The 22,695-nt window shown below is 69.4% G+C and carries 23 protein-coding genes and 1 tRNA gene; 16 read left to right on the top strand and 8 right to left on the bottom strand.

All coding sequences use genetic code 11. The features are described 5' to 3' along the window. Positions 1-2: 2 nt before the first annotated feature. Positions 3-725: a 3'-5' exonuclease gene (locus ACU6RU_RS05610; protein ID WP_396652160.1), complete on the bottom strand. Its 723-nt coding sequence runs from the start codon at positions 723-725 to the stop codon at positions 3-5. Positions 726-815: 90 nt separating this feature from the next. On the opposite strand from ACU6RU_RS05610, the gene ACU6RU_RS05605 reads away from it, so the two are divergent. Then, positions 816-1,715, top strand: a complete 900-nt coding sequence (locus tag ACU6RU_RS05605; protein ID WP_289329567.1) for an alpha/beta fold hydrolase — start codon at positions 816-818, stop codon at positions 1,713-1,715. Here ACU6RU_RS05605 and ACU6RU_RS05600 read toward each other — a convergent pair. Beyond that, positions 1,675-2,235, bottom strand: a complete 561-nt coding sequence (locus tag ACU6RU_RS05600) for a CGNR zinc finger domain-containing protein (protein WP_289329568.1) — start codon at positions 2,233-2,235, stop codon at positions 1,675-1,677. The genes ACU6RU_RS05605 and ACU6RU_RS05600 overlap by 41 nt on opposite strands. 74 nt (positions 2,236-2,309) lie before the next feature. Here ACU6RU_RS05600 and ACU6RU_RS05595 point away from each other — a divergent pair, with 74 nt between their 5' ends. Beyond that, positions 2,310-3,317, top strand: a complete 1,008-nt coding sequence (locus ACU6RU_RS05595; protein ID WP_446726094.1) for a DMT family transporter — start codon at positions 2,310-2,312, stop codon at positions 3,315-3,317. On the opposite strand, the gene ACU6RU_RS05590 is transcribed toward ACU6RU_RS05595, so the two are convergent. The 3 genes from ACU6RU_RS05590 to ACU6RU_RS05580 all read right to left on the bottom strand — a co-directional run bounded on the left by ACU6RU_RS05590 (position 3,283) and on the right by ACU6RU_RS05580 (position 5,322). Continuing rightward, positions 3,283-3,753 carry an Lrp/AsnC family transcriptional regulator gene (locus ACU6RU_RS05590; protein ID WP_120262590.1) on the bottom strand — a complete coding sequence of 157 codons (471 nt, stop codon included), beginning with the start codon at positions 3,751-3,753 and terminating at the stop codon, positions 3,283-3,285. The two genes, ACU6RU_RS05595 and ACU6RU_RS05590, sit on opposite strands and share 35 nt — an antisense overlap. Positions 3,754-3,833: 80 nt before the next feature. Then, positions 3,834-4,436: a histidine phosphatase family protein gene (locus tag ACU6RU_RS05585; RefSeq protein ID WP_120264295.1), complete on the bottom strand. Its 603-nt coding sequence runs from the start codon at positions 4,434-4,436 to the stop codon at positions 3,834-3,836. Positions 4,437-4,473: 37 nt separating this feature from the next. Then, the gene (locus ACU6RU_RS05580; RefSeq protein ID WP_446726093.1) at positions 4,474-5,322 is read right to left on the bottom strand and encodes a Sir2 family NAD-dependent protein deacetylase; all 849 of its coding nucleotides are present in this window, start codon (positions 5,320-5,322) and stop codon (positions 4,474-4,476) included. Between the two features lie 55 nt (positions 5,323-5,377). Between ACU6RU_RS05580 and ACU6RU_RS05575 the strand changes: the two genes are divergently transcribed. Continuing rightward, a complete protein-coding gene (locus ACU6RU_RS05575) occupies positions 5,378-6,169 on the top strand; it encodes a TrmH family RNA methyltransferase (protein WP_289329571.1) in 792 nt (263 codons plus the stop codon). On the opposite strand, the gene ACU6RU_RS05570 is transcribed toward ACU6RU_RS05575, so the two are convergent. Continuing rightward, on the bottom strand, positions 6,170-7,015 hold the full coding sequence (locus ACU6RU_RS05570) for an SGNH/GDSL hydrolase family protein (protein WP_120262587.1): 846 nt from the start codon (positions 7,013-7,015) through the stop codon (positions 6,170-6,172). It lies immediately after the preceding gene. Positions 7,016-7,093: 78 nt separating this feature from the next. On the opposite strand from ACU6RU_RS05570, the gene ACU6RU_RS05565 reads away from it, so the two are divergent. The 4 genes from ACU6RU_RS05565 (at position 7,094) to ACU6RU_RS05550 (ending at position 11,335) form a co-directional block, all read left to right on the top strand. Continuing rightward, on the top strand, positions 7,094-8,938 hold the full coding sequence (locus ACU6RU_RS05565; protein ID WP_120262586.1) for a DEAD/DEAH box helicase: 1,845 nt from the start codon (positions 7,094-7,096) through the stop codon (positions 8,936-8,938). A 97-nt stretch (positions 8,939-9,035) separates the two neighbouring features. Continuing rightward, positions 9,036-9,120: transfer RNA gene (locus ACU6RU_RS05560), tRNA-Leu, on the top strand. Between the two features lie 72 nt (positions 9,121-9,192). After that, positions 9,193-10,491, top strand: a complete 1,299-nt coding sequence (locus ACU6RU_RS05555; RefSeq protein ID WP_120264294.1) for a M20/M25/M40 family metallo-hydrolase — start codon at positions 9,193-9,195, stop codon at positions 10,489-10,491. Between the two features lie 10 nt (positions 10,492-10,501). Beyond that, the gene (locus ACU6RU_RS05550; RefSeq protein ID WP_120262585.1) at positions 10,502-11,335 is read left to right on the top strand and encodes an undecaprenyl-diphosphate phosphatase; all 834 of its coding nucleotides are present in this window, start codon (positions 10,502-10,504) and stop codon (positions 11,333-11,335) included. Between the two features lie 30 nt (positions 11,336-11,365). Here the strand turns inward: ACU6RU_RS05550 and ACU6RU_RS05545 are convergent, their stop codons facing one another. Beyond that, positions 11,366-12,232 carry a PAC2 family protein gene (locus ACU6RU_RS05545; RefSeq protein ID WP_120262584.1) on the bottom strand — a complete coding sequence of 289 codons (867 nt, stop codon included), beginning with the start codon at positions 12,230-12,232 and terminating at the stop codon, positions 11,366-11,368. Between the two features lie 122 nt (positions 12,233-12,354). On the opposite strand from ACU6RU_RS05545, the gene ACU6RU_RS05540 reads away from it, so the two are divergent. The 9 genes from ACU6RU_RS05540 to lnt all read left to right on the top strand — a co-directional run bounded on the left by ACU6RU_RS05540 (position 12,355) and on the right by lnt (position 22,203). Further along, positions 12,355-13,035, top strand: coding sequence for an HAD family hydrolase (locus tag ACU6RU_RS05540; protein ID WP_289329572.1), 681 nt, complete (start codon positions 12,355-12,357; stop codon positions 13,033-13,035). Continuing rightward, the gene (locus ACU6RU_RS05535) at positions 13,032-14,042 is read left to right on the top strand and encodes a tRNA (adenine-N1)-methyltransferase (RefSeq protein ID WP_120262583.1); all 1,011 of its coding nucleotides are present in this window, start codon (positions 13,032-13,034) and stop codon (positions 14,040-14,042) included. The genes ACU6RU_RS05540 and ACU6RU_RS05535 overlap by 4 nt, the downstream gene beginning before the upstream one ends. A 9-nt stretch (positions 14,043-14,051) precedes the next feature. Then, positions 14,052-15,014, top strand: coding sequence for an FKBP-type peptidyl-prolyl cis-trans isomerase (locus tag ACU6RU_RS05530; RefSeq protein WP_289329574.1), 963 nt, complete (start codon positions 14,052-14,054; stop codon positions 15,012-15,014). Between the two features lie 35 nt (positions 15,015-15,049). Next, positions 15,050-16,051, top strand: coding sequence for a helix-turn-helix transcriptional regulator (locus tag ACU6RU_RS05525; RefSeq protein ID WP_120262581.1), 1,002 nt, complete (start codon positions 15,050-15,052; stop codon positions 16,049-16,051). Further along, complete coding sequence (locus ACU6RU_RS05520; RefSeq protein ID WP_446726092.1) at positions 16,048-17,007, top strand: helix-turn-helix transcriptional regulator; 960 nt, start codon at positions 16,048-16,050, stop codon at positions 17,005-17,007. The genes ACU6RU_RS05525 and ACU6RU_RS05520 overlap by 4 nt, the downstream gene beginning before the upstream one ends. A 60-nt stretch (positions 17,008-17,067) precedes the next feature. Continuing rightward, the gene (locus ACU6RU_RS05515; RefSeq protein ID WP_120262579.1) at positions 17,068-17,316 is read left to right on the top strand and encodes a twin-arginine translocase TatA/TatE family subunit; all 249 of its coding nucleotides are present in this window, start codon (positions 17,068-17,070) and stop codon (positions 17,314-17,316) included. A gap of 66 nt (positions 17,317-17,382) precedes the next feature. After that, positions 17,383-18,162, top strand: coding sequence for a twin-arginine translocase subunit TatC (gene tatC, locus ACU6RU_RS05510; protein WP_120264292.1), 780 nt, complete (start codon positions 17,383-17,385; stop codon positions 18,160-18,162). Next, positions 18,159-20,633, top strand: a complete 2,475-nt coding sequence (locus tag ACU6RU_RS05505) for a DEAD/DEAH box helicase (protein ID WP_446726091.1) — start codon at positions 18,159-18,161, stop codon at positions 20,631-20,633. The genes tatC and ACU6RU_RS05505 overlap by 4 nt, the downstream gene beginning before the upstream one ends. Positions 20,634-20,643: 10 nt before the next feature. Next, a complete protein-coding gene (gene lnt, locus ACU6RU_RS05500) occupies positions 20,644-22,203 on the top strand; it encodes an apolipoprotein N-acyltransferase (protein WP_289329577.1) in 1,560 nt (519 codons plus the stop codon). A 51-nt stretch (positions 22,204-22,254) separates the two neighbouring features. On the opposite strand, the gene ACU6RU_RS05495 is transcribed toward lnt, so the two are convergent. Continuing rightward, the gene (locus ACU6RU_RS05495) at positions 22,255-22,617 is read right to left on the bottom strand and encodes an RNA polymerase-binding protein RbpA (RefSeq protein WP_120262577.1); all 363 of its coding nucleotides are present in this window, start codon (positions 22,615-22,617) and stop codon (positions 22,255-22,257) included. Positions 22,618-22,695 lie beyond the last annotated feature (78 nt).

The raw sequence follows: 22,695 nt of genomic DNA, 5'->3' as shown, positions 1-22,695 counted from the left end.
CGTCAGCGGATGGGCCACGATCCGTCGACCTCGGCGTCGATCCGGCCGATGCTGACGAAGTACTCGGTCAGGCTTTCGGCCTGCGCCCGAGCCCAACCGATCTGACGGGTGTGGAGCTCCGCGGCGGTCGACGGCAGCCCGTCGGCGAACCGCTCAGCCAGGATCTGCGCGACCCGCCCCGCCGCGATCGCGTCTGCGGAGGCCTCGTGCGCCCCGGTGAGGGTGACGGCATAGTGGTCGGCGACGACCGACAGGGTGCGCTTGCCCTTGCGGTAGCGGTCGTATCGCTTATCGATGACGAGCGGGTCGATGACGGGGGAGGGCGCGACGATCGGAGTGACGCCGTGCCGCAGCGCCTCGTACTTCAGCATGGAGAAATCGAACGGGGCGTTGTACGCCACGACGGGGATACCGGCGTCGAAGAGCCCACGCAAGGCGGCGGCGACCTCTGCGACGACCTCTTGCGCAGGACGCCCCGCCCGGCGCGCGTGCTCGGTCGTGATGCCGTGGATCGCCGCAGCGCCCTCGGGGATGTCGATTCCCGGGTCGGCCAGCCAGCTGTCGGCGCGCACCGGGACTCCGTCGGCATCGAGCACGCCCACGTGCGCCGTGACGATGCGGTCGGTCGTCACGTCGACACCCGTGGTCTCGAGATCGAAAACCCCGAGCACCCGCGACCATTCCGGTGCGCCGAAGGGCCAGAGATCGAGTTCGGGCGTCGTCACGGCGAGGGGTCGGTCCGGCTCCACGGATTCGAGGCTACGGCTCAGGTCCGACACTCAGGATCCGACGCGCCGCCTCCGTAGACTCGACGGGTGCCGAACGTCTCGCCGTACGAACCGCTCCTCGCACGCATCCCGGTGCGGCGTCACGAGGCCGATGTGCTCGGGGGGACGACCGTCTACTGGGTGTACGGACGCGACGACGCCGCGCAGACGCTTCTGGCCGTCCACGGGTTCCGTGGCGAACACCATGGCCTCGAGCCCGTCGTCGCGCACCTCGGCGACGTCCGCGTCGTCATGCCGGATCTGCCCGGCTTCGGCGAGACACCGCCGATCCCCGGACGCGCGCACGACCTCGACACCTACGCCGACTGGCTCACCGCCTTCTCAGCCGCCGTCGCTCCCGGTGCCGTCGTCGTCGGTCATTCCTTCGGCTCGATCGTCGCCGCCGCCGCGGTGGCGGGCGGGCTCCCGACACCGCGGTTGATCCTCATCAACCCGATTGGCGCCCCGGCGCTCGAGGGACCGCGCGGCATCTTCACGCGCCTCGCCGTCGGGTACTACGCCGTCGGAGCGCGTCTGCCCGGCCGCCTCGGCGAGGCGCTCCTGCGCAATCGGATGATCGTCCGGGTCATGAGCCTCGCGATGGTCAAGACCCGCGACCGGGCGCTTCGGCGATTCGTCCACGATCAGCACGACACCTACTTCTCGAGCTTCGCCGACCGTGATGTGCTTCGCGATGCGTTCGTGACCTCGGTCTCGAACGACGTGCGCGCTTCGGCGCCGCGCATCTCGCAGCCGACGCTGCTGATCGCCGCTGTCCAGGATGACATCACCCCGATCGAGGCCGAGCGCCGGTTGCGCGAGCTCTTCCCCGCCGCCGAGCTCGTCGAGATCGATGGGGTGGGGCACCTCATCCATTACGAGAAGCCGCGCGAAGCGGCGGCCTCGATCAGGCGGTTCCTCGGGCTTTCCGACGACGGTATGCGTTGACGTTCATCCGGTTGCCGCAATTGCCGGTGTCGCAGTAGCGCTTCGAGCCGTTCTTGGAGAAGTCGACGTAGACCGCGGCGCAGTCGTCGGCGGCACAGATCCGCACACGGTCGTAGGCGTCGGCGCGGATGACGTCGACGAAGGCCATCCCGGCCTCGACGAGCACGCGGGTCGCGAGCGGCGCGTCATCCGGGGTCGCGTGAATGTGCCAGTCGTACCCGTCGTGGATCACCAGCTGGGGCTGAGCACGCCCGTCGCGCAGCATGGCGTTGACGTGAGCGACAGCGGAGTCGCGGTCGAGTTCCCACAGCTCCCGGAGTCGCGCCCGGATAGCGCGCATGGCCTGCAGCTCGGCGTCGTCACGCACGATCGCTCCCGTGAAGGCGAACTCGGTGAGGAAGGCATCCAGATCGCCGCGATCGGCGAGCGTGTCGGCGGCGTCCGCGCCCGTGAGCGGCAGCGTGTTGACCAGCGCAGCCGTCGCGCGCAGCGACAATTCCGTGTCATGGATGAAGACCACGTTGACTCCTGACGATCGCGAGCATTACTGTCACGAGTGTAGATAACGTTCACCCCTGACCACCGAGGCTGTCGATGACGAACCCCACCGCGCCCCTGCCCATCATCGCAGGCTCGCCGGAGACAGCGCCCGCGAGCGCCCCCGGCCGCCGGACGGCGGGAATGGCCATGGCTGTCGCCTCCGCACTGGCCTTCTCGTCGAGCGGACCTCTGGTCAAGCCGCTGCTGGAAGGCGGCTGGTCGCTCGGGGCGGCGCTCTTCATCCGGATCGGTGTCGCAGCCTTCATCCTCTCGCCGTTCCTCATCCGAGCGGTCGCGCGCGAGCGAGGCTTCCTGCGCCGACACGGCCTCGCTCTGATCGCCTTCGGCGCGATGCCCGTCGTCGGCTGCCAGCTCTTCTACTTCTCGGCGATGCAGCGGATGCCGGTCGCCGTCGCCCTCCTCATCCAGTACCTGGCACCCGTGCTCCTGGTCATCTGGGTCTGGCTCACAACCCGCCGCCGGCCGTCTCCCACGGTCATCGCCGGCTCCGTCGTCGCGATGGCTGGTCTCGTGCTGGTCGTCGATATCGCCGGGGCTCGCTTCGACTTCTGGGGCACGCTCCTCGCCCTCGGCGCCGCACTGTGCACCTGCGTCTACTTCGTCATGGCCGAGCGCACCGGCGACACGCTGCCGCCCCTCGTCCTCGCCGCCGGCGGAATGGTCGTCGCGACCGCGATCATCGGCAGCCTCTTGCTCACCGGCATCCTGCCCTTCACCACGAGCACGGTCCTCGCCGACGTGGTCGGGATGCAGCTGCCGCCCGTCGTCGTGCTGCTGTGGGTCGGCGCAGCCACCGGGACCGCCTACGCGCTGGGCGTCTCAGCGGTTCCGCGGACGGGATCACGTCTGGCGTCGTTCATCGGCTTGTCCGAGGTGCTGTTCGCCCTGGGCTTCGCATGGCTGCTCCTGGCGGAGGCCCCCGCGCCGGTGCAGTTCATCGGCGGCGCGCTCATCCTCGTGGGCGTCGTCCTCGTGCGGCTCGACGCCGACCGGACGACGACGGCCGTCAGCCCGCGCGTCCCTGCGCGAGCAGCGGCTTGACGCGGTGGGGGATGACGTCGTCCATGACGAGCGAGGTCTCCGTGCGCTCGACCCCGTCGATGGCGAGGATGCGGGCGTCGACAGCGAACAGGTGCTGGGTGTCTCGGGCGACCACCCGGACCATCAGGTCGACCTGGCCGCTCAGCCCTTGAGCCTGCAGCACCTCGGGGATGGTCGCGAGCTCCTGAGCGATGCGAGGCAGGTCGGGCTGACGCAGGACGACGCTGATCAGCGCCTCGATCGGGAAGCCGAGGACACGCATGGAGATCGACCGCTCATACGAGAGGAAGACGCCGGACTGCTCCAGCCGCGCCATGCGCGCCTGGACCGTGTTGCGTGACATCCGCAAGCGCTCGGCGAGGGCGACGACCGTCGCACGGGGGTCGTCGGCGAGGGCCTCGAGCAGAGCGAGGTCGACACGGTCGTGCATGGTCATGATGCTGGACGATACACCGCTCGAGGTACCTTCCATGAGCGGCGCCTCCCGACGGAGCCGCCGCGATCAGGCCGTGGCGATCAGGTCGTCGCGAGCGCGGGGGAGTCGATGAGGCGCAGACGCTCGCGTTCCATGACGAAGGTGTGGGCCGAGCCGTTGGCCAGCCGCACCCCCTGCAAGGGGAACTCCTCGCCGGTCGCGTGACGGATGACCTCGCGGATGAGCGCACCGTGCGCCACGACGATCAGCGGCACGGATGTCGGCGCCGTGGTGGCGCGCGCATCACGGACCGCACGTTCGAGCCCGCGCAGAGCGCGTTCGCGGACCACCGGCCATGGCTCGGCGTTGGGCACGTCGGCGACAGCCCACTCGCCCCAGCGGGCGTGGAACTCCTCGACGCCGACTCCCTCGGCATCGCCGTAGCTGCGTTCTCGCAACTCGGGGTAGGTGCGGGGTGCGGCGGCGCCGAGGCCGTCCGCGATGATGCGCGCGGTCTCCGCTGCGCGGGAGAGGTCGCTCGAGGCGACGACGACGTCACCCTCGATCGACGTGCGGAGGGCCGCCGCGACTGCGCGAGCCTGCTCGCGGCCGAGGTCGTTGAGCGGGATGTCTGTGGAGCCCTGGATCCGGCGTTCGCGGTTCCAGTCGGTCTCGCCGTGGCGCACGAGGGTCAGGATGGTCACCACTCGACCCTACGCGGGGCGCCGCGAGACCTCGACCTCAGTGCTCTGACGCGAGCGCATCGGCGAAGACGCGGAGGACGTGACTCGTGCCGCCGTCGATCTTCACCGTGGCCTTCGCGTCCGACCGCGTCACGCCACGATTGACGATCACCACGGGAAGCTTGCGCCGGCGCGCGCGTTCGACGAGGCGAACCCCGGAGTTCACGACGAGCGAGGATCCCGCCACGATGAGCGCCTCGCTCGTGCGCACCAGCTGTTCGGCCTCCGCGAACTTCTCGCGGGGCACGAACTCGCCGAAGAAGACCACATCGGGTTTGAGCATGCCGTCGCAGACCGTGCAGGTGGGCACGATGAAGCCGTCGCTCGTCGCGGGCAGGGCATCGCCGTCGGGGCCGAGCTCGACGTTCTCGGGCACCGTGATCCAGGGGTTTTCGCGCTCGACGCGTTCTGCGAGGTCGCGGCGGTCGAACACCTGCCCGCAGTGCAGACAGAACACCCGCCGCATCGTGCCGTGGAGTTCGACGACCCGGCTGCTCCCGGCCCGCAGATGCAGTCCGTCGACATTCTGCGTGACCACGCCCGTCACGATTCCGGCACGCTCGAGGTCGGCCAGCGCCGCGTGACCGTCGTTGGGACGGGCGGCGGCGAAGGCCTGCCAGCCGAGATGGCTGCCCACCCAGTAACGCCGACGCGCGTCCGCGCTCGCGAGGAACTGCTGGGCCGTCATCGGCGTCCGCACTGGCGCGCCCGCGCCCCGGTAGTCGGGGATGCCCGAGTCGGTCGACACGCCGGCGCCCGTGAGCACCGCGATTCGACGGCCGGCGAGCACGTCGAGGGCGCTCTGGATCTCGTCGCCCGCGGGCGTGTCGAGATCGGGAATCGTCACGGTCCTACTCTACGAGCGTCCGCGCGACCCCCGGGTGACGTGCGAGGCTGGACGAGTGCCCGTGATCCGCATCGACGACGCCACCGATCCCCGCCTCGCGGACTACCGCGACCTGACCGACGTCGCATTGCGGCGAGTCCTCGAGCCCGCGGGCGGGCTGTATATCGCCGAATCCGCGAAAGTGATCGCCCGGGCCCATGCCGCGGGACACCACGCACGTTCGTTCCTCGTGCAGGAGAAATGGCTTCCCGATGTGGTCGACCTCGCAGGCGACGCGCCGGTCTTCGTCGTCTCCGACGAGGTCGCCGAGCAGGTGACCGGTTACGCCGTGCACCGCGGTGCCCTCGCCGCGATGCACCGGCCGCGTCCCGCTCCCGTGAGCGAGGTCGTCGCCGACGCCCGGCTCGTGCTCGTCCTCGAAGACATCGTCGATCACACGAACGTGGGCGCCGCCTTCCGTGCCGCCGCCGGGCTCGGCGCCGACGCCGTGCTCGTGAGCGAGCGCTGCGCCGACCCGCTCTACCGTCGCAGCGTTCGCGTCAGCATGGGCACGGTCTTCCAGGTGCCGTGGACGCGCCTTCCGGCATGGTCCGAAGCGGCACCGATGCTCCGCGACGCCGGCCTGCACCTCGCCGCCCTCGCTCTCGCCGAGGGTGCCGTGCCGCTCGACGAGTTCGCCGCGGCGCGGCCCGATCGGGTCGCGCTCCTGATGGGAACCGAGGGCGACGGGCTGAGCAGACGTGCCCTCGCTGTCGCCGACACCGTCGTCACGATTCCGATGGCCGGGGGAGTGGACTCCCTCAACGTCGCGGCGGCCGCCGCGGTGTCGCTCTGGGCGTTGCGCTGATCACTCGGGGTCGTCGGCGCGCCGGAGCACGGGCAACGGCTCGGGCCGCTTGGCCGTGATGTGGTCGCCCGACGACTGATGCCGGAGTCGTCGCAGCACCCAGGGCATGAGGTACTCCCGAGCCCAGACGAGGTCGTTGGCGCGAGCCGCCCGCCACGTGAGGACCGGCGTCGTGTCGGGCTGCATGGGCTGGAGATCGTTCGGCACATTGAGCGCCCGCAGCACCATGCGTGCGACCTCGTGGTGCCCGAGGGAGTTGTAGTGCAGCCGGTCGTCGTCGAAGAAGCGCATGTCCTGCACCTCCTTCAGAGCCCACTGGTCGGCGACGATGGCGTCGTAGCGATCGGCGATCGCCCTGATGTTCTCGTTGTAGATCGCCACGCGGCCGCGGATCCCGCGGAAGACCGGTGTGAACTCGGTGTCGATGCCGGTGAAGAGCACGAGTGTCGCGCCGGTCGACGACAGGCGCACGACGGCATCCTCGAACTGCTGCGCGACCGCGTCGGGATCGGAGCCGGGCCGGATGACGTCGTTGCCGCCTGCCGAGAACGTGATCAGGTCGGGCTTGAGCGCGAGGGCGGGCTCGATCTGGTCGGCCACGATCTGACCGATCAGTTTGCCGCGCACCGCGAGGTTCGCATAGGCGAAGTCGGAGACCTGCGAGCTGAGCACCTCCGCCACGCGGTCGGCCCAGCCCCGGTGCCCGCCCGGGCTCCCCGGCTCGGGATCTCCGATGCCCTCGGTGAACGAATCGCCGATCGCGACCATGCGGCGCCATGGGTGGGCGGTCTCGTTCGGCACGTAAGGCGTGCGGCGCGCGTCCTCGGACGGCTCGTTCTTCCTCATGACCCCTCCTGAAGCTCCGTACCTGCCACGGTATCTCGTGCCGGGCGATCGTGTGGGTGGGGTCGTTTAAGGTGGTCCATCGTGACAGAGGACCCCCAGGAGCACTTCGGAAGCTTCGCCGCCGAGCACCTGTCACCCTCGTTCCCGCAGCGTGCGCCGTGGGGTACGGCTCAGCGTCTGCGCGCCTGGCAGGCGGAGGCGCTGGACCAGTACTTCGGCGCCGACGGACCGGAGGGTGTCGGGCGCGGACCGCGCGACTTCCTCGCCGCGGCGACCCCCGGCGCCGGTAAGACGACGTTCGCGCTCCGCCTGGCGTCGGAGCTGCTCCGCCGCGACGTCGTCGACCGCATCGTCGTGGTCGCCCCCACCGAGCACCTCAAGACGCAGTGGGCGGATGCCGCCGGCCGCGTCGGCATCCGCCTCGATCCGCGTTTCAGCAACCGTCACGGGATGCCGTCGCGGCAGTACCACGGCGTCGCGGTGACCTACGCGCAGGTCGCCGTCAAGGCATCCGTCCACCAACGGCTGACGATGGACGCCCGGACTCTGGTGATCCTCGACGAGGTGCACCACGGCGGCGACGCGCTGAGCTGGGGCGATGCGCTGCGTGAGGCCTACGGGAGGGCGACGCGACGCCTGCTGCTCTCGGGAACACCGTTCCGGAGCGACACCGCTCCCATCCCGTTCGTGGAGTACCACCCGAACGAGAAGGGCATTCGTCTCTCCAAGACGGACTTCAACTACGGGTACGGTCGAGCCCTCGCCGACGGCGTCGTGAGGCCCGTGCTGTTCCTCGTCTACGCCGGTCACATGAAGTGGCGGACCAAGACGGGCGACGAGTTCGAGGCCCACCTCGGCCAGGACAACACGAAGGACATCACGTCGCAGGCGTGGCGCACCGCGCTGAACCCCGAGGGCGACTGGATCCCGGCCGTGCTGCGGTCAGCTGATCGTCGCCTGACGGAGGTGCGCCAGGACGTACCGGATGCTGGCGGGCTCGTCATCGCCACCGACCAGACCGCGGCGCGCGCCTATGCCGACATCCTGCAGCAGATCACCGGCGAGGCCCCGACCGTCGTCCTCTCCGACGACAAGGCCGCGTCGGGCAACATCGAGGTCTTCGCGCAGTCGACCTCCCGGTGGATGGTCGCGGTGCGCATGGTTTCGGAGGGCGTCGACGTGCCCCGGCTCGCCGTCGGGGTGTACGCCACGTCGTCGTCGACACCGCTCTTCTTCGCCCAGGCGATCGGCCGCTTCGTGCGGGCGCGTCGTCGCGGCGAGACCGCGAGCGTCTTCCTCCCGAACGTGCCCGTGCTCCTCAACCTCGCTGCGGAGATGGAGCGTCAGCGCGACCACGCGCTGGATCGTGAAGCAGGTGACGATGACGGTCTCGAAGACACGTTGCTCGCCGAGGCCGAGAGCGAAGACAAGGCATCCGAGGAGCTGACCCAGGAGTTCAGCTATCAAGCGCTCGGCTCGGTCGCCCATTTCGACCGCGTCCTGTTCGACGGGGCGGAGTTCGGGCAGCTCGCGGTGCCCGGGACCCCCGAGGAGGAGGAGTTCCTCGGTATCCCCGGTCTTCTCGAGCCCGAACACGTCCACGAGCTTCTGATGCAACGGCAGTCCCGCCAGACGAAGCATCGGCACAGCCGGGAGGCCCGCGAGAAGGCGACCGCCGGCACCCCCGGCGACGAAGCCCCCACTGCCGAGTCCACCCTGCCGGAGCCGCTGCACCGTTCCCTGAAGGAGCAGCGCCAACTGCTCAACAGCCTCGTGGGCCTGTACGCACGGCAGAGCGGTGAGCCGCACGGACAGATCCATGCGGAGCTGCGGCGCGTATGCGGCGGCCCGGCCGTCTCGCACGCGACGGTGGCCCAGCTCCAGGCCCGCATCGCGGTGCTGCGTTCGCGCGTGAGGTCGTGACTCCGAGGGGTGCGCCACGCCCGGCGTGCCGACGATTCTTCACCCCGGGACGGACGTGTTAGTGTTGTTCCTCGGTTGGGAACAACTGAAAAACACTGCGCGGGTGGCGGAATAGGTAGACGCGCTAGCTTGAGGTGCTAGTGCCCGTATAGGGCGTGGGGGTTCAAGTCCCCCCTCGCGCACAGTGAGAGAAGGGCTCCGGAAACGGAGCCCTTCGTCATTTCCAGGAAGCGTTCGCGACTACCGTGGAGAGCATGTCCGAGTACGACGATCTGCCCGAGGTCGCCCGCGTCGCGCGAGACCTGATCCGATTCGACACCACCAACTACGGTGAGGGCCGCTCACGCGGCGAACGCGAGGCGGCGGAGTACGTGGGGGCCTACCTCGAGGCGCTCGGTCTCCGACCCGAGTACTACGAGCCGATTCCGCGGCGGACGAACGTCTCGGTGCGCATCCCGGGACGCGACCCTTCCAAGCCGGCTCTCGTCCTGCACGGCCACCTCGATGTCGTGCCGGCGGTCGCCGACGACTGGAGCGTCGACCCGTTCGGGGGAGTCGTTCGCGACGGGATGCTGTGGGGCCGAGGCGCCGTCGACATGAAGGACATGGACGCCATGATCCTCACGTCCGTGGCCGAGCTGCTGCGGGCGGGCGAGCAGCCCGAGCGCGACCTCGTCGTGACGTTCTTCGCCGACGAGGAGAACGGCGGGGTCGAAGGCTCCCAGCTGGTCGTGCGCGACCGCCCGGAGTGGTTCGCCGGCGCGACCGAGGCCATCAGTGAGGTGGGCGGGTACTCGATCGGCGTCGACGGGCACCGGGCCTATCTCCTGCAGGTCGGCGAGAAGGCCCTCGTCTGGCTACGACTTCACGCGACCGGGCGGGCGGGCCACGGCAGTCGCCTGCACCCGGAGAACGCGATCACCCGGCTCGCCGAGGCCGTCGCGGCCCTCGGCCGCGCCGCCTGGCCGATCGAGCTCACCGACACCACGCGACGCCTCGTCTCCGACCTCGCCGGCATCAGCGGGCGCGATTCCTCGGATCCCGATGCCGTCGCAGCTGCGACGGGTCCGACCTCCGCCTTCCTCGCGTCGACATTCCGCACCACGACGAATCCGACGGGCCTGACCGCGGGCTACAAGCACAACGTCATCCCCGATGCCGCGTCGGCCGCGATCGACGTGCGTACGCTCCCCGGGCAGGAGGACGCCGTGCTGGCGCAGATCCAGCGGATCGTCGGCGACGACATCCGCATCGAGATCGTGCACCGTGACATCGGGCTCGAGGTTCCCTTCGAGGGATCGCTCGTCGATGCCATGGTCGGCGCACTCGGACGCCACGACCCCGGCGTTCCGGTGCTGCCCTACCTCATGGGCGGCGGCACCGACAACAAGGCCCTCTCGGAGCTGGGGATCGCGGGATTCGGGTTCGCGCCGCTGCGCCTCCCGGCCGATATGGACTTCACGGGTATGTTCCACGGAGTCGACGAACGCGTCCCGATCGACGCACTCGTCTTCGGACAGCGCGTGCTCACCGATCTCATCCGCACGTATTGAAAGGCCGCTCATGCAGCTCCTCGAGGCCATCATCCTCGGTATCGTCCAGGGTCTGACCGAGTTCCTGCCGATCTCCTCGAGCGCTCACCTGCGCATCGTGGGGGAGTTCCTGCCATCGGCCCAGGACCCCGGCGCCACCTTCACCGCGATCACCCAGATCGGCACCGAGCTGGCCGTGCTGGTCTACTTCTGGAAGAAGATCACCCGCATCATCGGTCGGTGGTTCCGATCGTTCACCGGCTCGGTCCCGCGCAACGACGCGGATGTGCGACTCGGGTGGATCGTCATCATCGGCACGCTCCCGATCGGCGTGCTCGGCTTCCTCTTCCAGGACGTCATCCGCGACACTTTCCGCAACCTCTGGCTCGTGGCCATCGTCCTCATCGTCTTCGGCCTCATCCTCGGCGCCGCCGACGCCCTCGGGCGTCGTGTCCGCACCGAGAACGACCTGACCTACGGGCACGGTCTCGCGCTCGGTTTTGCGCAGGCACTCGCCCTCATTCCCGGAGTGTCGCGCTCGGGAGCCACCACCACCATGGGGCTCGCGCTCGGGTACACACGCCCGGCCGCAGCTGAGGTCGCTTTCCTTCTGGCTGTGCCGGCCGTCTTCGGCAGTGGTCTCTATGAGCTGCTGCAGGCGATTCGCGAGCCCGGCGCCTCGGTGTTCTCGCTCGTCGACACCGCCGTCGCCACCGTCGTCGCCTTCGGCGTGGGTCTCGCGGTGATCGCCTTCCTCATGCAGTACCTCAAGCGCGGCAGCTTCCTGCCGTTCGTGCTCTACCGCGTCGGCCTGGGCGCTGTGCTGATCGTCCTGCTCTCGCTGGGTGTGCTCCAGGCATACTGAACCGGCCGAGCGCCGGTCGCGGCTCGCCTCTCAGCGATGCGGGCCGCGACCGAGGCCGCGGCCGTCACCGCCGTCGCCGCGGTGCCGGAGGTACTTCTCGAACTCCTGCGCGATCGCGTCGCCCGACGCCTCGGGGGAGTCCCAGGTATCGCGCGTCTGCTCGAGTTGCCGGATGTACTCCGTCATCTCTTCATCGTCCGCGGCAGCGGCGTCGATCGTCGCCTCCCAGGCGAGTGCATCGCCCGGCAGCGAGCCGCGCGCGATCTTGGCCCCCGTGATGCCCTCGAGCTTGTCGAGGAGCGCCAGAGTGGCTTTCGGCGACGGCGAGTGGCCCGCGACGTAGTGCGGCACGCTCGCCCACAGCGCGGCCGTGGGTATTCCGGCCTCCTCCGCGGCTGCGGCGATGACCGACAGGATGCCGACCGGGCCCTCATACGTCGAGCGTTCGAGGCCCAGCGCCGTCCGTAGCTCGTCGTTGTCGCTTCCGCTGAAGACGGTGATGGGGCGAGTGTGCGGAACGTCGCTCATCATCGATCCGAGCGCCACCACACCGGTAATGTCTTCTCGCAGTGCGGCGTCCACCAGCTCGGCGGCGAACGACTTCCAGGCACGCGCCGGCTCGGCGCCGCTGAGGATCCACAGCCGGGTGCCGCGCGCGGTCGCGCGGGGGCGCCAGATCGTCGCATCGGGCCACGTGAGGGATCTGCGGCCGTCGGCGTCGGCCTGGATGTGCGGCCGCGTGTACATGTAGTCGAAGTAGAGCTCGGGATCGACCGAGTAGACCGCGTCGTAGGGACGGGATTCTCGCAGCTGCGTGGCGGCGGCCGTGGCCGCCTCGCCGGCGTCGTTCCATCCGTCGAACGCGACCACGAGGACGCGGCGTCCCAGACTGTTCAACCCGTCCTCCGTTCCGTGCCGGCTCGCTCTGCGCGAGCGGGTCTGCTCCACGATACGCCGAGGCCGGTGCGTGCGGGTCGGGCCACGCGGCCTCTCAGCCCCGCATCGGTAACATGGTGCGGATGACTTCTCGTTCCCCCGCCGCGGTCCTCTGGGACATGGACGGCACGCTCGTCGACACCGAACCGTACTGGATGGCCGCGGAGGGACCGCTGGTCGAGAGCTTCGGCGGCGTGTGGACGCACGAGCAGGCACTCGGTCTCGTCGGACTCGGACTCGAGGATTCCGCCCGCATCCTGCAGAACGCCGGCGTTCGGATGCAGACGCACGAGATCATCGACCACCTGACCGAAACCGTCTCGGGGCAGCTCCGCCTCGGCGGCACGCCGTTCCGCCCGGGCGCGCGCGAACTGCTCTCCGGTCTGCGCGAAGCGGGGATCAAGACGGCGCTCGTGACGATGTCCATGCGCAGCATGGCCGACACGGTCGTGTCGTCGATTCCCTTCGACGCGTTCGACACCGTCGTCGCCGGCGACGAAGCGACCCGCCCCAAGCCCTATCCGGACCCCTACCTCCAAGCATGCGAGGCGCTCGGCGTCGACGTGGCCGACACCGTCGCCATCGAGGACTCTCCGAACGGCCTGCGCTCGGCGGTCGCCTCCGGCGCGGTCGCACTCGGGGTGCCGTTGATGGTGCCGCTGCACGGGCTCGGCGCTCATGCACTCTGGGACTCCCTCGCGGGACGCTCGGTGGCCGACCTGGCCGATCTCTTCTCCCTCCACCGACTCGGAGCCTCCGCATGATCGACGACCTGCAGCCCCGCGGCCCCTTCCGCTACGGTGACCGCGTGCAGCTGACCGGCCCCAAGGGACGGATGCACACGATCACGCTTCGCGAGGGAGGCGAGCTGCATACCCACCACGGGGTCCTGCGCCATGAGGTGCTCGTCGGTCAGCCCGACGGGTCGGTGGCGACCAACAGCGGGGGCCACGAGTACCTCGCGCTGCGGCCGCTGCTGCGCGACTTCGTGATGTCGATGCCGCGCGGGGCTGCGATCGTCTATCCGAAGGATGCCGCGCAGATTCTGGCCGCCGCCGACATCTTCCCGGGGGCGACCGTCGTCGAAGCGGGCGTCGGCTCGGGCGCGCTGTCGCTCTGGCTGCTGCGAGCCATCGGCGAGACGGGCCGGCTCGTGTCCTTCGAGCGTCGCGCCGAGTTCGCCGAGGTCGCCGAGGCGAACGTCACGACGTTCATGGGCAGCGCCCCCGCGAACTGGTCCGTCGTCGTCGGCGATCTGGTCGAGAGTCTTCCCGACGCCGTCGCGCCGGGGACCGTCGATCGCGTGGTCCTCGACATGCTCGCCCCCTGGGAATGCATCGACGCCGTCGCCGACGCGCTCGCCCCCGGCGGCGTGGTGCTCTGCTACGTCGCCACCGCCACCCAGCTCAGCCGCGTGGCCGAGTACGTGCGCGGCACCGGGCTGTTCACCGACCCCGACGCCTCCGAGACGATGATCCGCGGCTGGCACGTCGAGGGACTGGCCGTGCGTCCCGACCACCGGATGGTGGCGCACACGGGCTTCCTCCTCACCGCCCGCCGGCTGGCGCCGGGAGCGATCCCGCCGGATGTGCGCAAGCGCGCGTTGAAGAAGCCGTCCTATGCCGATGCCGACGTCGAGATGTGGACGCCCGGGGCCGTGGGCGACCGCGAGATCACCGACAAGAACCTGCGCAAGCGCGTCCGTGAGGCCCAACGCGCGGCCCGCGGCGCCGCCTCCGCGTCGGACGGGCACGACGGCGAGTCCGCGTAGACTGCTGCGGTGCGTAGGATCATCGCCGCCGCCGGCGCCCTCTCTCTGACCGTGCTGTCCCTCACGGCCTGTGCCACGCCGTCCTCGGGCTCGGCGTCGTGCACGCGCGACGTGTCCGCGTCGTCGGCCCTCGATCTGGTCGAGATCACCGACACGCCGGTCGGTACCAAGCCCACGGTCGAGCTGTCGGCTCCCGTGCACGTCGACGGCCTGTCGGCACGTGACACCATCACCGGCGAGGGCCGCGCCATCACGAGCGATGCCCAGGACGTCGTCTTCGACCTCACGGTCATCGACGGCTCGTCCGGCGCCCCGATCGCGGCATCCGGGTACACCGGCCAGCTGTCGGAGGTCTACCCGCTCGACAGCTGGGAGGCGACGTTCCCCGGGCTCGTCGACGCGCTGCACTGCGCGACCGAGGGGTCTCGTGTCGTGATGGCTCTCGGGCCCGACGAGGTGACGGCAGACACGCGCGCCCGCTTCGGCATGGCCGAGGATGCGACGACCGTCGTCGTGCTCGACCTCCAGAAGGTCTACCTCGCCGCGGCCGACGGTGCGGAGCAGTTCAACGACCGCGCAGGAATGCCCTCGGTCGTCGTCGCCCCCGACGGACGCCCCGGGGTCCTCATCCCCGACAACGACCCGCCCACCGATCTCGCGGTCGAGGTGCTGAAGAAGGGTGATGGCGAAGAGGTCACCGGTGATGTACCGGTCCGTGTGCACTACACCGGCGTGACGTGGGCCGACAAGAAGGTCTTCGACAGCACGTGGGATCGCGGGGCTCAGCCCATGGAGCTCGACCAGACGATCCCCGGATTCGCGGAAGCGTTGCGTGGCCAGACCGTCGGCTCGCAGGTCCTCGTGGTCATTCCACCGGACCAGGGATACGGCGAGACCGCGCAGGGCGCGATCCCCGCGAACTCCACCCTCGTCTTCGTCGTCGACATCCTCGGCCTCGACCCCGCGTCCTGAATCTGCCGCGGGCGCGCACGCCTAGAATCGAAGGCATGTCCGTCACCCCAGCACGCGTCCCTCCCGAGGAGCGCCTGGTCAACCTGGTCGTCGCCCTCATGGCGACCGAACAAGGCGTGACGAAGGACACGATCCTGGGTTCCGTGTCGGGATACCGCGAGCAGGTCGAATCCGGTTCACGACGCGAGGCGCTCGAGAAGATGTTCGAACGCGACAAGGAGAACCTCCGCGGCCTCGGTGTGCCGATCGAGACGATCGGCGACTACGCCGACCCCGACGACCTCCGTGAGGCGCGCTACCGCATCCCACCGACGGAGTACGAGCTGCCCGCCGACATCACCTTCACCCCGGCAGAACTGGCCGTGCTGACGCTGGCCGGGGGAGTGTGGGGCGAGCACACCCTGTCTGCCGGGGCGCGTTCGGGTTTGCGCAAGATCCGCTCGCTCGGCATCGACGTGGACGAGCCCATCATCGGGTTCGCCCCGAGGCTCGACCTGCACGACGCGTCGTTCCTGCCCCTTCAGCGGGCTATCGAGCAGGCCCGGGAGGTCGAGTTCGACTACCTCCGTCCCGGCTCCGATCGCCCCCGGCGGCGCCGGGTGCGCCCATTCGCGCTGGTGGAGTTCGAGGCCCGTTGGCACCTGTTCGGGTGGGACACCGGCGTGGAGGCCGAGCGCACGTTCCTGCTCTCCCGCGTTCTCAGCGACGTCGTCGTGACGCGGCAGGGATTCGACGAGAGCCTTCGCGTCGGCGCCGGCGAACGGGCGCTATCAGGCCTTCGCGACGTCGCGCTCCGTCAGAACGCGACCGTCACGGCGGTGCCGGGAACCGAGGCGGAACTGCGTCTGCGTCGCCGGGCCCGTGCCGAAGCCACGAATGGGCGACAGGTCGAGATCCCTTTCGTCGACCTCGAGGTGTTCGCGGACGAGCTCGCTTCGTACGGACCTGAGGTGATGGTTCTCGAGCCGCGCGCGCTGCAGGATGCCGTCATGCGGCGTCTGCGCGCCGCCCGCGACCGATCGGCGGAGTCGGCGTGAGCGGCCAGCCGGTCGTGGCGACCGACCGTGCCGCGCTGATCCTCCAGCTCGTCCCTTATCTGATCGCGCAAGGCGAGGTGACGGTGGCGCAGGCTGCCCGCGACTTCGACGTCGAACCGCGGCAGATGCGTGCGATGGTCGAGAAGCTGACCGTCATCGGGCTCCCCGGCGAGGGCGGTTTCTGGCAGATGGCGAACGATCTGTTCGACATCGACTGGGACCTGCTCGACCGCGAGGACCGCATCGTCATCACCAACGCGGTCGGCTTGGAGCGGTCTCCCCGCCTCACCGCTCGCGAGGCCGCAGCCCTGCTCGCCGGGCTGCAGCTCGCCGCCGCCGTTCCGGGGGTCGGCGACAGCGGTGTCGTGCAGGGGCTCCTCTCGAAGCTCTCGCGCGGTGCAGGGCAGACGCCCGCGGATGTCATCGTCGCGCCCGCTCCCGTCGACGACGTCCGTGAGACGGTGGCGCGCGCACTCCGCGAGGGTGTCGCCGTGACGTTCACCTACACCGCCCCGGATGCGCATCCGATGACGCGCACGGTGGATCCGGTGAAGGTGACCATCTCGGCGGGGCAGTGGTATCTGCAGGGCTGGTGCCACATGCGCCGCGCCATGCGCACCTTCCACCTCGACCGCGTCACCGAGCCCGCAGTCACCTCGATCGCGGCGCTGCACTCTTCGGAGCCGGTGCCCGAACTCTTCGAGCCGGGAGACGACGAGGTCGTCGCCGAGATCCGTTACCCGGCGCACGCAGCCTCGGCCGTCGGCGAGTTCCTCGCCAACGCGCAGGTGCACGAGGAAGGCGGATTCCGGAGGGCGTTCATCCGCGTCGCCGACCCCCGCTCGCTGAAACGACTCGTCGCCCGGAGCGGTGGCGACGTCGAGATCGTCGCGCCGCCGGAGGCCCGGCGGGCAGCTCACGACTGGGCTCAGGCGGCTCTCGATCAGTACCGCTGAAGCGGGCTTTCGCATCAGTGCGGGGGTTAGACTGTGCGAAACCATCGATGAGGAGACTCAATGAGCAATCTGTTCGCAGGTCCGCACCTGTGGATCCTACTCATCGTCATTCTGCTGCTTTTCGGTGCCGCGAAGCTTCCGGCGCTGGCCAAGAGCATGGGACAGTCCGCCCGTATCTTCAAGGGCGAGATGAAGGCCATGAAGGAAGACGATGCCACCGCCGGCACCGCCACCTCGACGACGGCTGACGTCGCACCCGTCGAGAAGCCCGCGGACCCGAAGAGCGGTCCCGCGGCTCCCACACCGTAGCCCCGCGTGGTGACGGCTGAGCGCACGCGCTCAGGGGCGGAGGGCGCGCCCCGGCGCGACAAGCGCATGTCTCTCGGACAGCATCTGATCGAGCTGCGACGACGTCTGATCATCTCGGCGATAGCCCTTGTGGCGTCGATGGTGGTGTCCTTCTTCCTCACCGACTGGATCATCTGGGCGATGACCGAGCCGATCCGGATGGTTGCGGAGCAGCGTGGCGACACCGAGGCCGTCAAGCTGATGTACTCGACGATCACCGGCCCGTTCGACATGCGGCTGCGCATCTCCTTCTCGGTCGGCATCATCCTCTCCGCCCCGGTCTGGCTGTGGCAGATCTGGGCCTTCCTGATGCCCGGCCTGACGCGCAAAGAGGTCCGTTACACAGTCGGCTTCGTGTCGGCCGCAGTACCGCTGTTCTTCGCGGGCGTCTACACCGGCTGGCTCGTGATGCCGCACATCGTCGAGATCATGGCGACGTTCTCGCCGGAATCGTCCGCGAACTTCTACGAGGGCAAGTACTACTACGACTTCGTCTTCAAGCTGCTGCTGGTGGTCGGAGTCGCATTCATCATCCCCGTCTTCCTCGTGGCGCTGAATTTCGCCGGGATTATGAGCGGCAAGGCGATCCTCAAGGGATGGCGCGTCGCGATCCTGATCGCCGTCGTCTTCTCGGGGCTCGCGACGCCTGCCGCGGACATCGTCAGCATGCTCATGCTGGCGTCGATCCTGACGGTGCTCTACTTCGCGGCCGCCGCGTTGTCGCTCCTGCTCGATCTTCGGCGCTCGCGTCGTGCTCCTGAGCTCACCGTTCCCGGTCCGGCCCCGACGACCGATCCACTCTCGTGAGCGACGCGAGTCCCGCCGAGCGATTCCTCGCGGCGCAGTCCGCCCGGGCGCATCCGCTCACGGCGGCGTTCGCCGGCATGCAACGATTCGACCTCGACCCGTTCCAGGTCGCCGGGTGCCATGCACTCGAGGAAGGCAGGAGCGTCCTCGTCGCTGCTCCGACGGGCGCCGGCAAGACGATCGTGGGCGAGTTCGCCATGCACCTCGCGATGCTCGAACCCGACACCAAGGCGTTCTATACGACGCCCATGAAGGCGCTGTCGAATCAGAAGTTCCGCGAGCTCGTCGACGTCTACGGCGAGGACGAGGTCGGCCTCCTGACCGGCGACACCAACATCAACGGCAGCGCTCGCATCGTGGTCATGACCACGGAAGTGCTCCGCAACATGCTGTACGCCGACTCGCCGGCTCTGCGTGGACTGCGGTACGTGGTCATGGACGAGGTGCATTACCTCGCCGATCGCTTCCGAGGCGCGGTGTGGGAGGAGGTCATCATCCACCTCCACCCGTCCGTGCGGATGGTGGCGCTCTCGGCGACGGTCTCGAACGCCGAGGAATTCGGCGACTGGCTCGACACGGTCCGGGGTGACACCGCGGTGGTGGTCTCCGAGATCCGCCCGGTCCCTCTCGAGCAGCACGTCCTGGTGCGCGGGGATCTCCTGCCGCTGTTCGACGACCGCTCCGGTGTCGCGACGGCTCAGGTCAACCAAGAGCTCACACGTCTGAGGTCGCCCCAGAGCCAGCGTTATGAGAACAACCGCCGCGCACACGGATACCGCGGGGGAGGGGGCCGCGAGGCGCATCGCAAGCACCGCGGCGGCACAGCGCCCGCGCGCCCAGCAGCCGTGCAGCGCCTCGAGCGCATCGACCGTCCCGCGGTGGTCGAGCTGCTCGGCCGGGCCAACCTGCTTCCCGCCATCTTCTTCATCTTCAGCCGAGCGGGTTGCGACGGGGCCGTCCAGCAGGTTCGCCGCGCGGGTCTGCGCCTCACGACCCCCGAAGACCGCGACGAGATTCGCGCGATCGTCGATCGACGCACGCGGGCGCTGGCGCAAGAAGACCTCGCGGTACTCGGCTTCTGGGAGTGGCGCGACAACCTCGAGCGCGGGGTTGCCGCTCACCACGCGGGACTGCTGCCCGCGTTCAAGGAGGTCGTCGAGGAGCTGTTCCAACGAAAGCTCGTGAAGGCGGTGTTCGCGACCGAGACGCTCGCGTTGGGGATCAACATGCCCGCCCGCACGGTCGTGCTGGAGAAGCTCGAGAAGTTCAACGGCGAGGCTCGGGTGGCGATCACCTCGGGCGAGTACACCCAGCTGACCGGACGCGCGGGGCGCCGGGGCATCGACGTCGAGGGCCATGCGGTCATCCAGTGGAGCGAGGGGCTCGATCCGCAGGCGGTCGCCTCACTGGCGTCTCGGCGCACTTACCCGCTGAACTCGAGCTTCCGGCCGACCTACAACATGGCCGTGAACCTCATCGACCGGTTCGGACGCGACGAGGCCCGCGAGATCCTCGAGTCGTCCTTCGCCCAGTTCCAGGCCGACCGCTCCGTCGTGGGCCTCGCACGCCAGGTCAAAGAGAAGGAACAGACCCTCGACGGGTACGCCCGTTCGATGACGTGCGACCGCGGCGACTTCGCCGAGTACTCCGGCATCCGGCGCGAGCTGAGCGACCTCGAGAAGCTCAACCGCAACGACCGCACAGCCCCGGCGCGGATCCGGCAACGCCGGCAGGATGAACTGGCCGGGCTCCGGAAGCGAATGCAGCGCCATCCCTGCCACGACTGCCCGGACCGTGAGCACCACGCTCGGTGGGCCGAGCGCTATTGGCGGTTGCGGCGCGACGTCCAGAAACTGCGGCAGCAGATCGACACCCGCACCGGCACCGTCGCGCGCGTGTTCGATCGGGTGGTCGATGTCCTCACCGCACTCGATTACGTCGCTGTCGACGCCGACGGCACGACGACGCTGACGGCGGCCGGTGCGACGATGCGACGGATCTACGGTGAACGCGACCTCCTCGTGGCCGAGTCGCTCCGCCGAGGGATCTGGCGCAACCTCGACCCCGCAGGTCTCGCGGCGCTGGCATGCAGCCTCGTCTACGAACCGCGTCGCGAAGGCGACGGGCCAGGTGAATACGGCCTGCCGCGCGGAGCTTTCCGCACGGCGCTGGCCGAAACGCAGGAGCTGTGGGCGGTGCTCGACGACCTTGAGAAGGATCACCGTCTGCCCGGCACGGAGCCGGTGGCGACCGGGCTGGCGAAGGCCATGCACTCCTGGGCGCGGGGCGTCATGCTCGATCGCGTGCTGGTGGAGGCCGACATGGCGGCAGGCGACTTCGTGCGCTGGACGAAGCAGGCCATCGATCTCCTCGATCAGCTCTCGCTCGTCGCGGAGGCCGAGGTGGCGCGGACGGCGCGAGCGGCGTTGGAAGCGGTCCGCCGCGGCATCGTGGCATATTCCGGCGTTTAGGCTCGATCACGTGCCCGACTCGTCTCCGGCCGCCGAGCGGCCCCTGATACCGCTGTGGCTGGCACTCATCGGCGCCGTCGTCGGCGGCGCCGTGCTGGATGCCGCGTTCCCCGACATCGGGTGGTGGCCGCTGGCGTTCGTCGGCGTCGCATTCGCGCTCGTGGGTCTCATCGGGCGTTCGGTCTGGGGGGCTCTCGCCGTCGGCGCTGTGTTCGGGGCGTCGTTCTACTTCATCCATATCTCGTGGATCACCCGGTATCTCGGGCCGCTGCCGTGGTTCGGCCTCGCCGGCATCGAGACCGTCTTCTTCGCCGTCGGATCGATCCCCATCGCTCTCGCCTACCGCTGGCTACCGCGGCTGCTTCCCGGCGGGGCAGGACGGCCTGTGGCACTTCCGGCCCTCGTCGCGGGGCTGTGGACCGCCCGCGAGCTCTTCATGGGCTCCTGGCCCTACACCGGGTTCCCCTGGGGCCGGATCGGGATGAGCCAGTCCGAGAGCCCGCTCGCGCACATCGCCTCTTGGACGGGTGTCGCAGGCCTTACCTTCCTCATGGTCTTCGTGACGGCGGCAGTCGTGGAGTGGCTGCGCCTCGGTCGCCTGCGCGACGTCCGCACGGCTCTGCCCGCGGCCATCGTCACGGTCGCGCTCGTCGCTGTGCCTGCCTTCCCGACGGCGGATGCCGGGACCTATCGGGTCGGCTCCGTGCAGGGCGACGGTCCGACCGGCTACTTCGACTCGCGCGAGCCTTACGACGTCCTGCGCTCGCAACTCGCCGCGACCCAGCCCATCATCGACCAGCCGATGGACCTGTTGGTCTGGCCGGAAGGCGGAATCGACGCCGACCCCCTCTCCAATGCCTCGGTCGCCGACACCCTCGACCGTCTGTCGGAGCGGGTCGACGCGCCGTTGCTCGTCAACGCGGCGACGCAGCGCGGCGACGACGTCTACAACACGTCCATGCTCTGGGAGGCCGGCGCCGAGAACCCCGTCGCCATCCACGACAAGTCGCGGCCCGTCCCGATGGGGGAGTACGTGCCCGATCGGTGGTTCTTCGAACTGATCGTGCCCGATCTGATCGGGCTCATCCAGCGCGAGTACACGCCGGGGACCAATGCACCGTTCATGGACGTGTCGGGTGTGGGTGTCGGGCTCGCCATCTGTTTCGACGTGCTGTACGACGACGTCATCTGGACGGGCGCGCGCGATGGCGCGCAGCTCTACGTCTTCCAGACCAACAATGCCGACTTCCGCGACACCGACGAGAACCTGCAGCAGCTCGCGTTCGCGCGGATGCGGGCAATCGAGACCGGGCGCGCGGTCGTGAACATCTCCACCGTCGGAACGAGTCAGGTGATCGCGCCCGACGGGAGCGAGCTCGACGGACTGCCGGCGGCCGAAGCAGGCGCGATGCTCACCGAGGTGCCGCTGCGCACCGGCCTCACGCCGGCCGTCGTGGTCGGGGGAGCGGTGCAGCTCATCCTCGGCTGGGGGAGCCTCCTGGCTCTCGTGGCGTGCGGTGCGACCGTCGCCATCACGCGCCGCCGGTCGGGCTCCGCTCCGCGAGAATGAGAATGCCGTCGGCCCCGAGGGACCGACGGCATGTCGCGCGGAGCTGGAGGCTCAGGCGCTCAAACGAGAGCCGCGGCGCTCACGGAGCATCGCGAGACGCTCCTCGAGCAGCTCTTCGAGCTCGGGGATCGTGCGGCGTTCGAGCAGCATGTCCCAGTGAGTGCGGGCGGCCTTGTCGCCCGAGTGATCGACCTCGACGAGCCCGTCGCCCACGCGCAAGAGAGCCTCGGCGCCGCATGCGCGGCACTCCCAGGTCTCCGGCGCTTCTGCGTCGGCGGCGAACGTCATGACGGTCTCGTGCTCACAGCGCGAACACACGTACGTGTGGTTGACCCGGTCGTGGAAGACGACGCCCTCTTCGCTCTGTAGGCTCGAGGCGCCGAGTCGGATGCCGCGCAAGCTGCGGTCTGCCATTGTGTGGTCCTCTCGTCGGCTATCAGTTGTAACGTGCGCAGCTGTGTGCATCATCCGAACAACGGTTCGTCATCGGGG

It is taken from the genome of Microbacterium sp. F1-18 (genome assembly GCF_052921305.1).
This window is presented reverse-complemented; position numbering and strand designations above follow the sequence as displayed.

Excerpts from the sequence above, each read along its gene's own strand:
- ACU6RU_RS05595 (WP_446726094.1), top strand. The coding sequence starts at position 2,310 with ATGACGAACCCCACCGCGCCCCTGCCCATCATCGCAGGCTCGCCGGAG.
- ACU6RU_RS05590 (WP_120262590.1), bottom strand. The coding sequence starts at position 3,753 with ATGACCATGCACGACCGTGTCGACCTCGCTCTGCTCGAGGCCCTCGCC.
- ACU6RU_RS05570 (WP_120262587.1), bottom strand. The coding sequence starts at position 7,015 with ATGAGGAAGAACGAGCCGTCCGAGGACGCGCGCCGCACGCCTTACGTG.
- ACU6RU_RS05555 (WP_120264294.1), top strand. The coding sequence starts at position 9,193 with ATGTCCGAGTACGACGATCTGCCCGAGGTCGCCCGCGTCGCGCGAGAC.
- ACU6RU_RS05550 (WP_120262585.1), top strand. The coding sequence starts at position 10,502 with ATGCAGCTCCTCGAGGCCATCATCCTCGGTATCGTCCAGGGTCTGACC.
- ACU6RU_RS05540 (WP_289329572.1), top strand. The coding sequence starts at position 12,355 with ATGACTTCTCGTTCCCCCGCCGCGGTCCTCTGGGACATGGACGGCACG.
- ACU6RU_RS05535 (WP_120262583.1), top strand. The coding sequence starts at position 13,032 with ATGATCGACGACCTGCAGCCCCGCGGCCCCTTCCGCTACGGTGACCGC.
- ACU6RU_RS05525 (WP_120262581.1), top strand. The coding sequence starts at position 15,050 with ATGTCCGTCACCCCAGCACGCGTCCCTCCCGAGGAGCGCCTGGTCAAC.
- ACU6RU_RS05515 (WP_120262579.1), top strand. The coding sequence starts at position 17,068 with ATGAGCAATCTGTTCGCAGGTCCGCACCTGTGGATCCTACTCATCGTC.
- tatC (WP_120264292.1), top strand. The coding sequence starts at position 17,383 with ATGTCTCTCGGACAGCATCTGATCGAGCTGCGACGACGTCTGATCATC.
- ACU6RU_RS05495 (WP_120262577.1), bottom strand. The coding sequence starts at position 22,617 with ATGGCAGACCGCAGCTTGCGCGGCATCCGACTCGGCGCCTCGAGCCTA.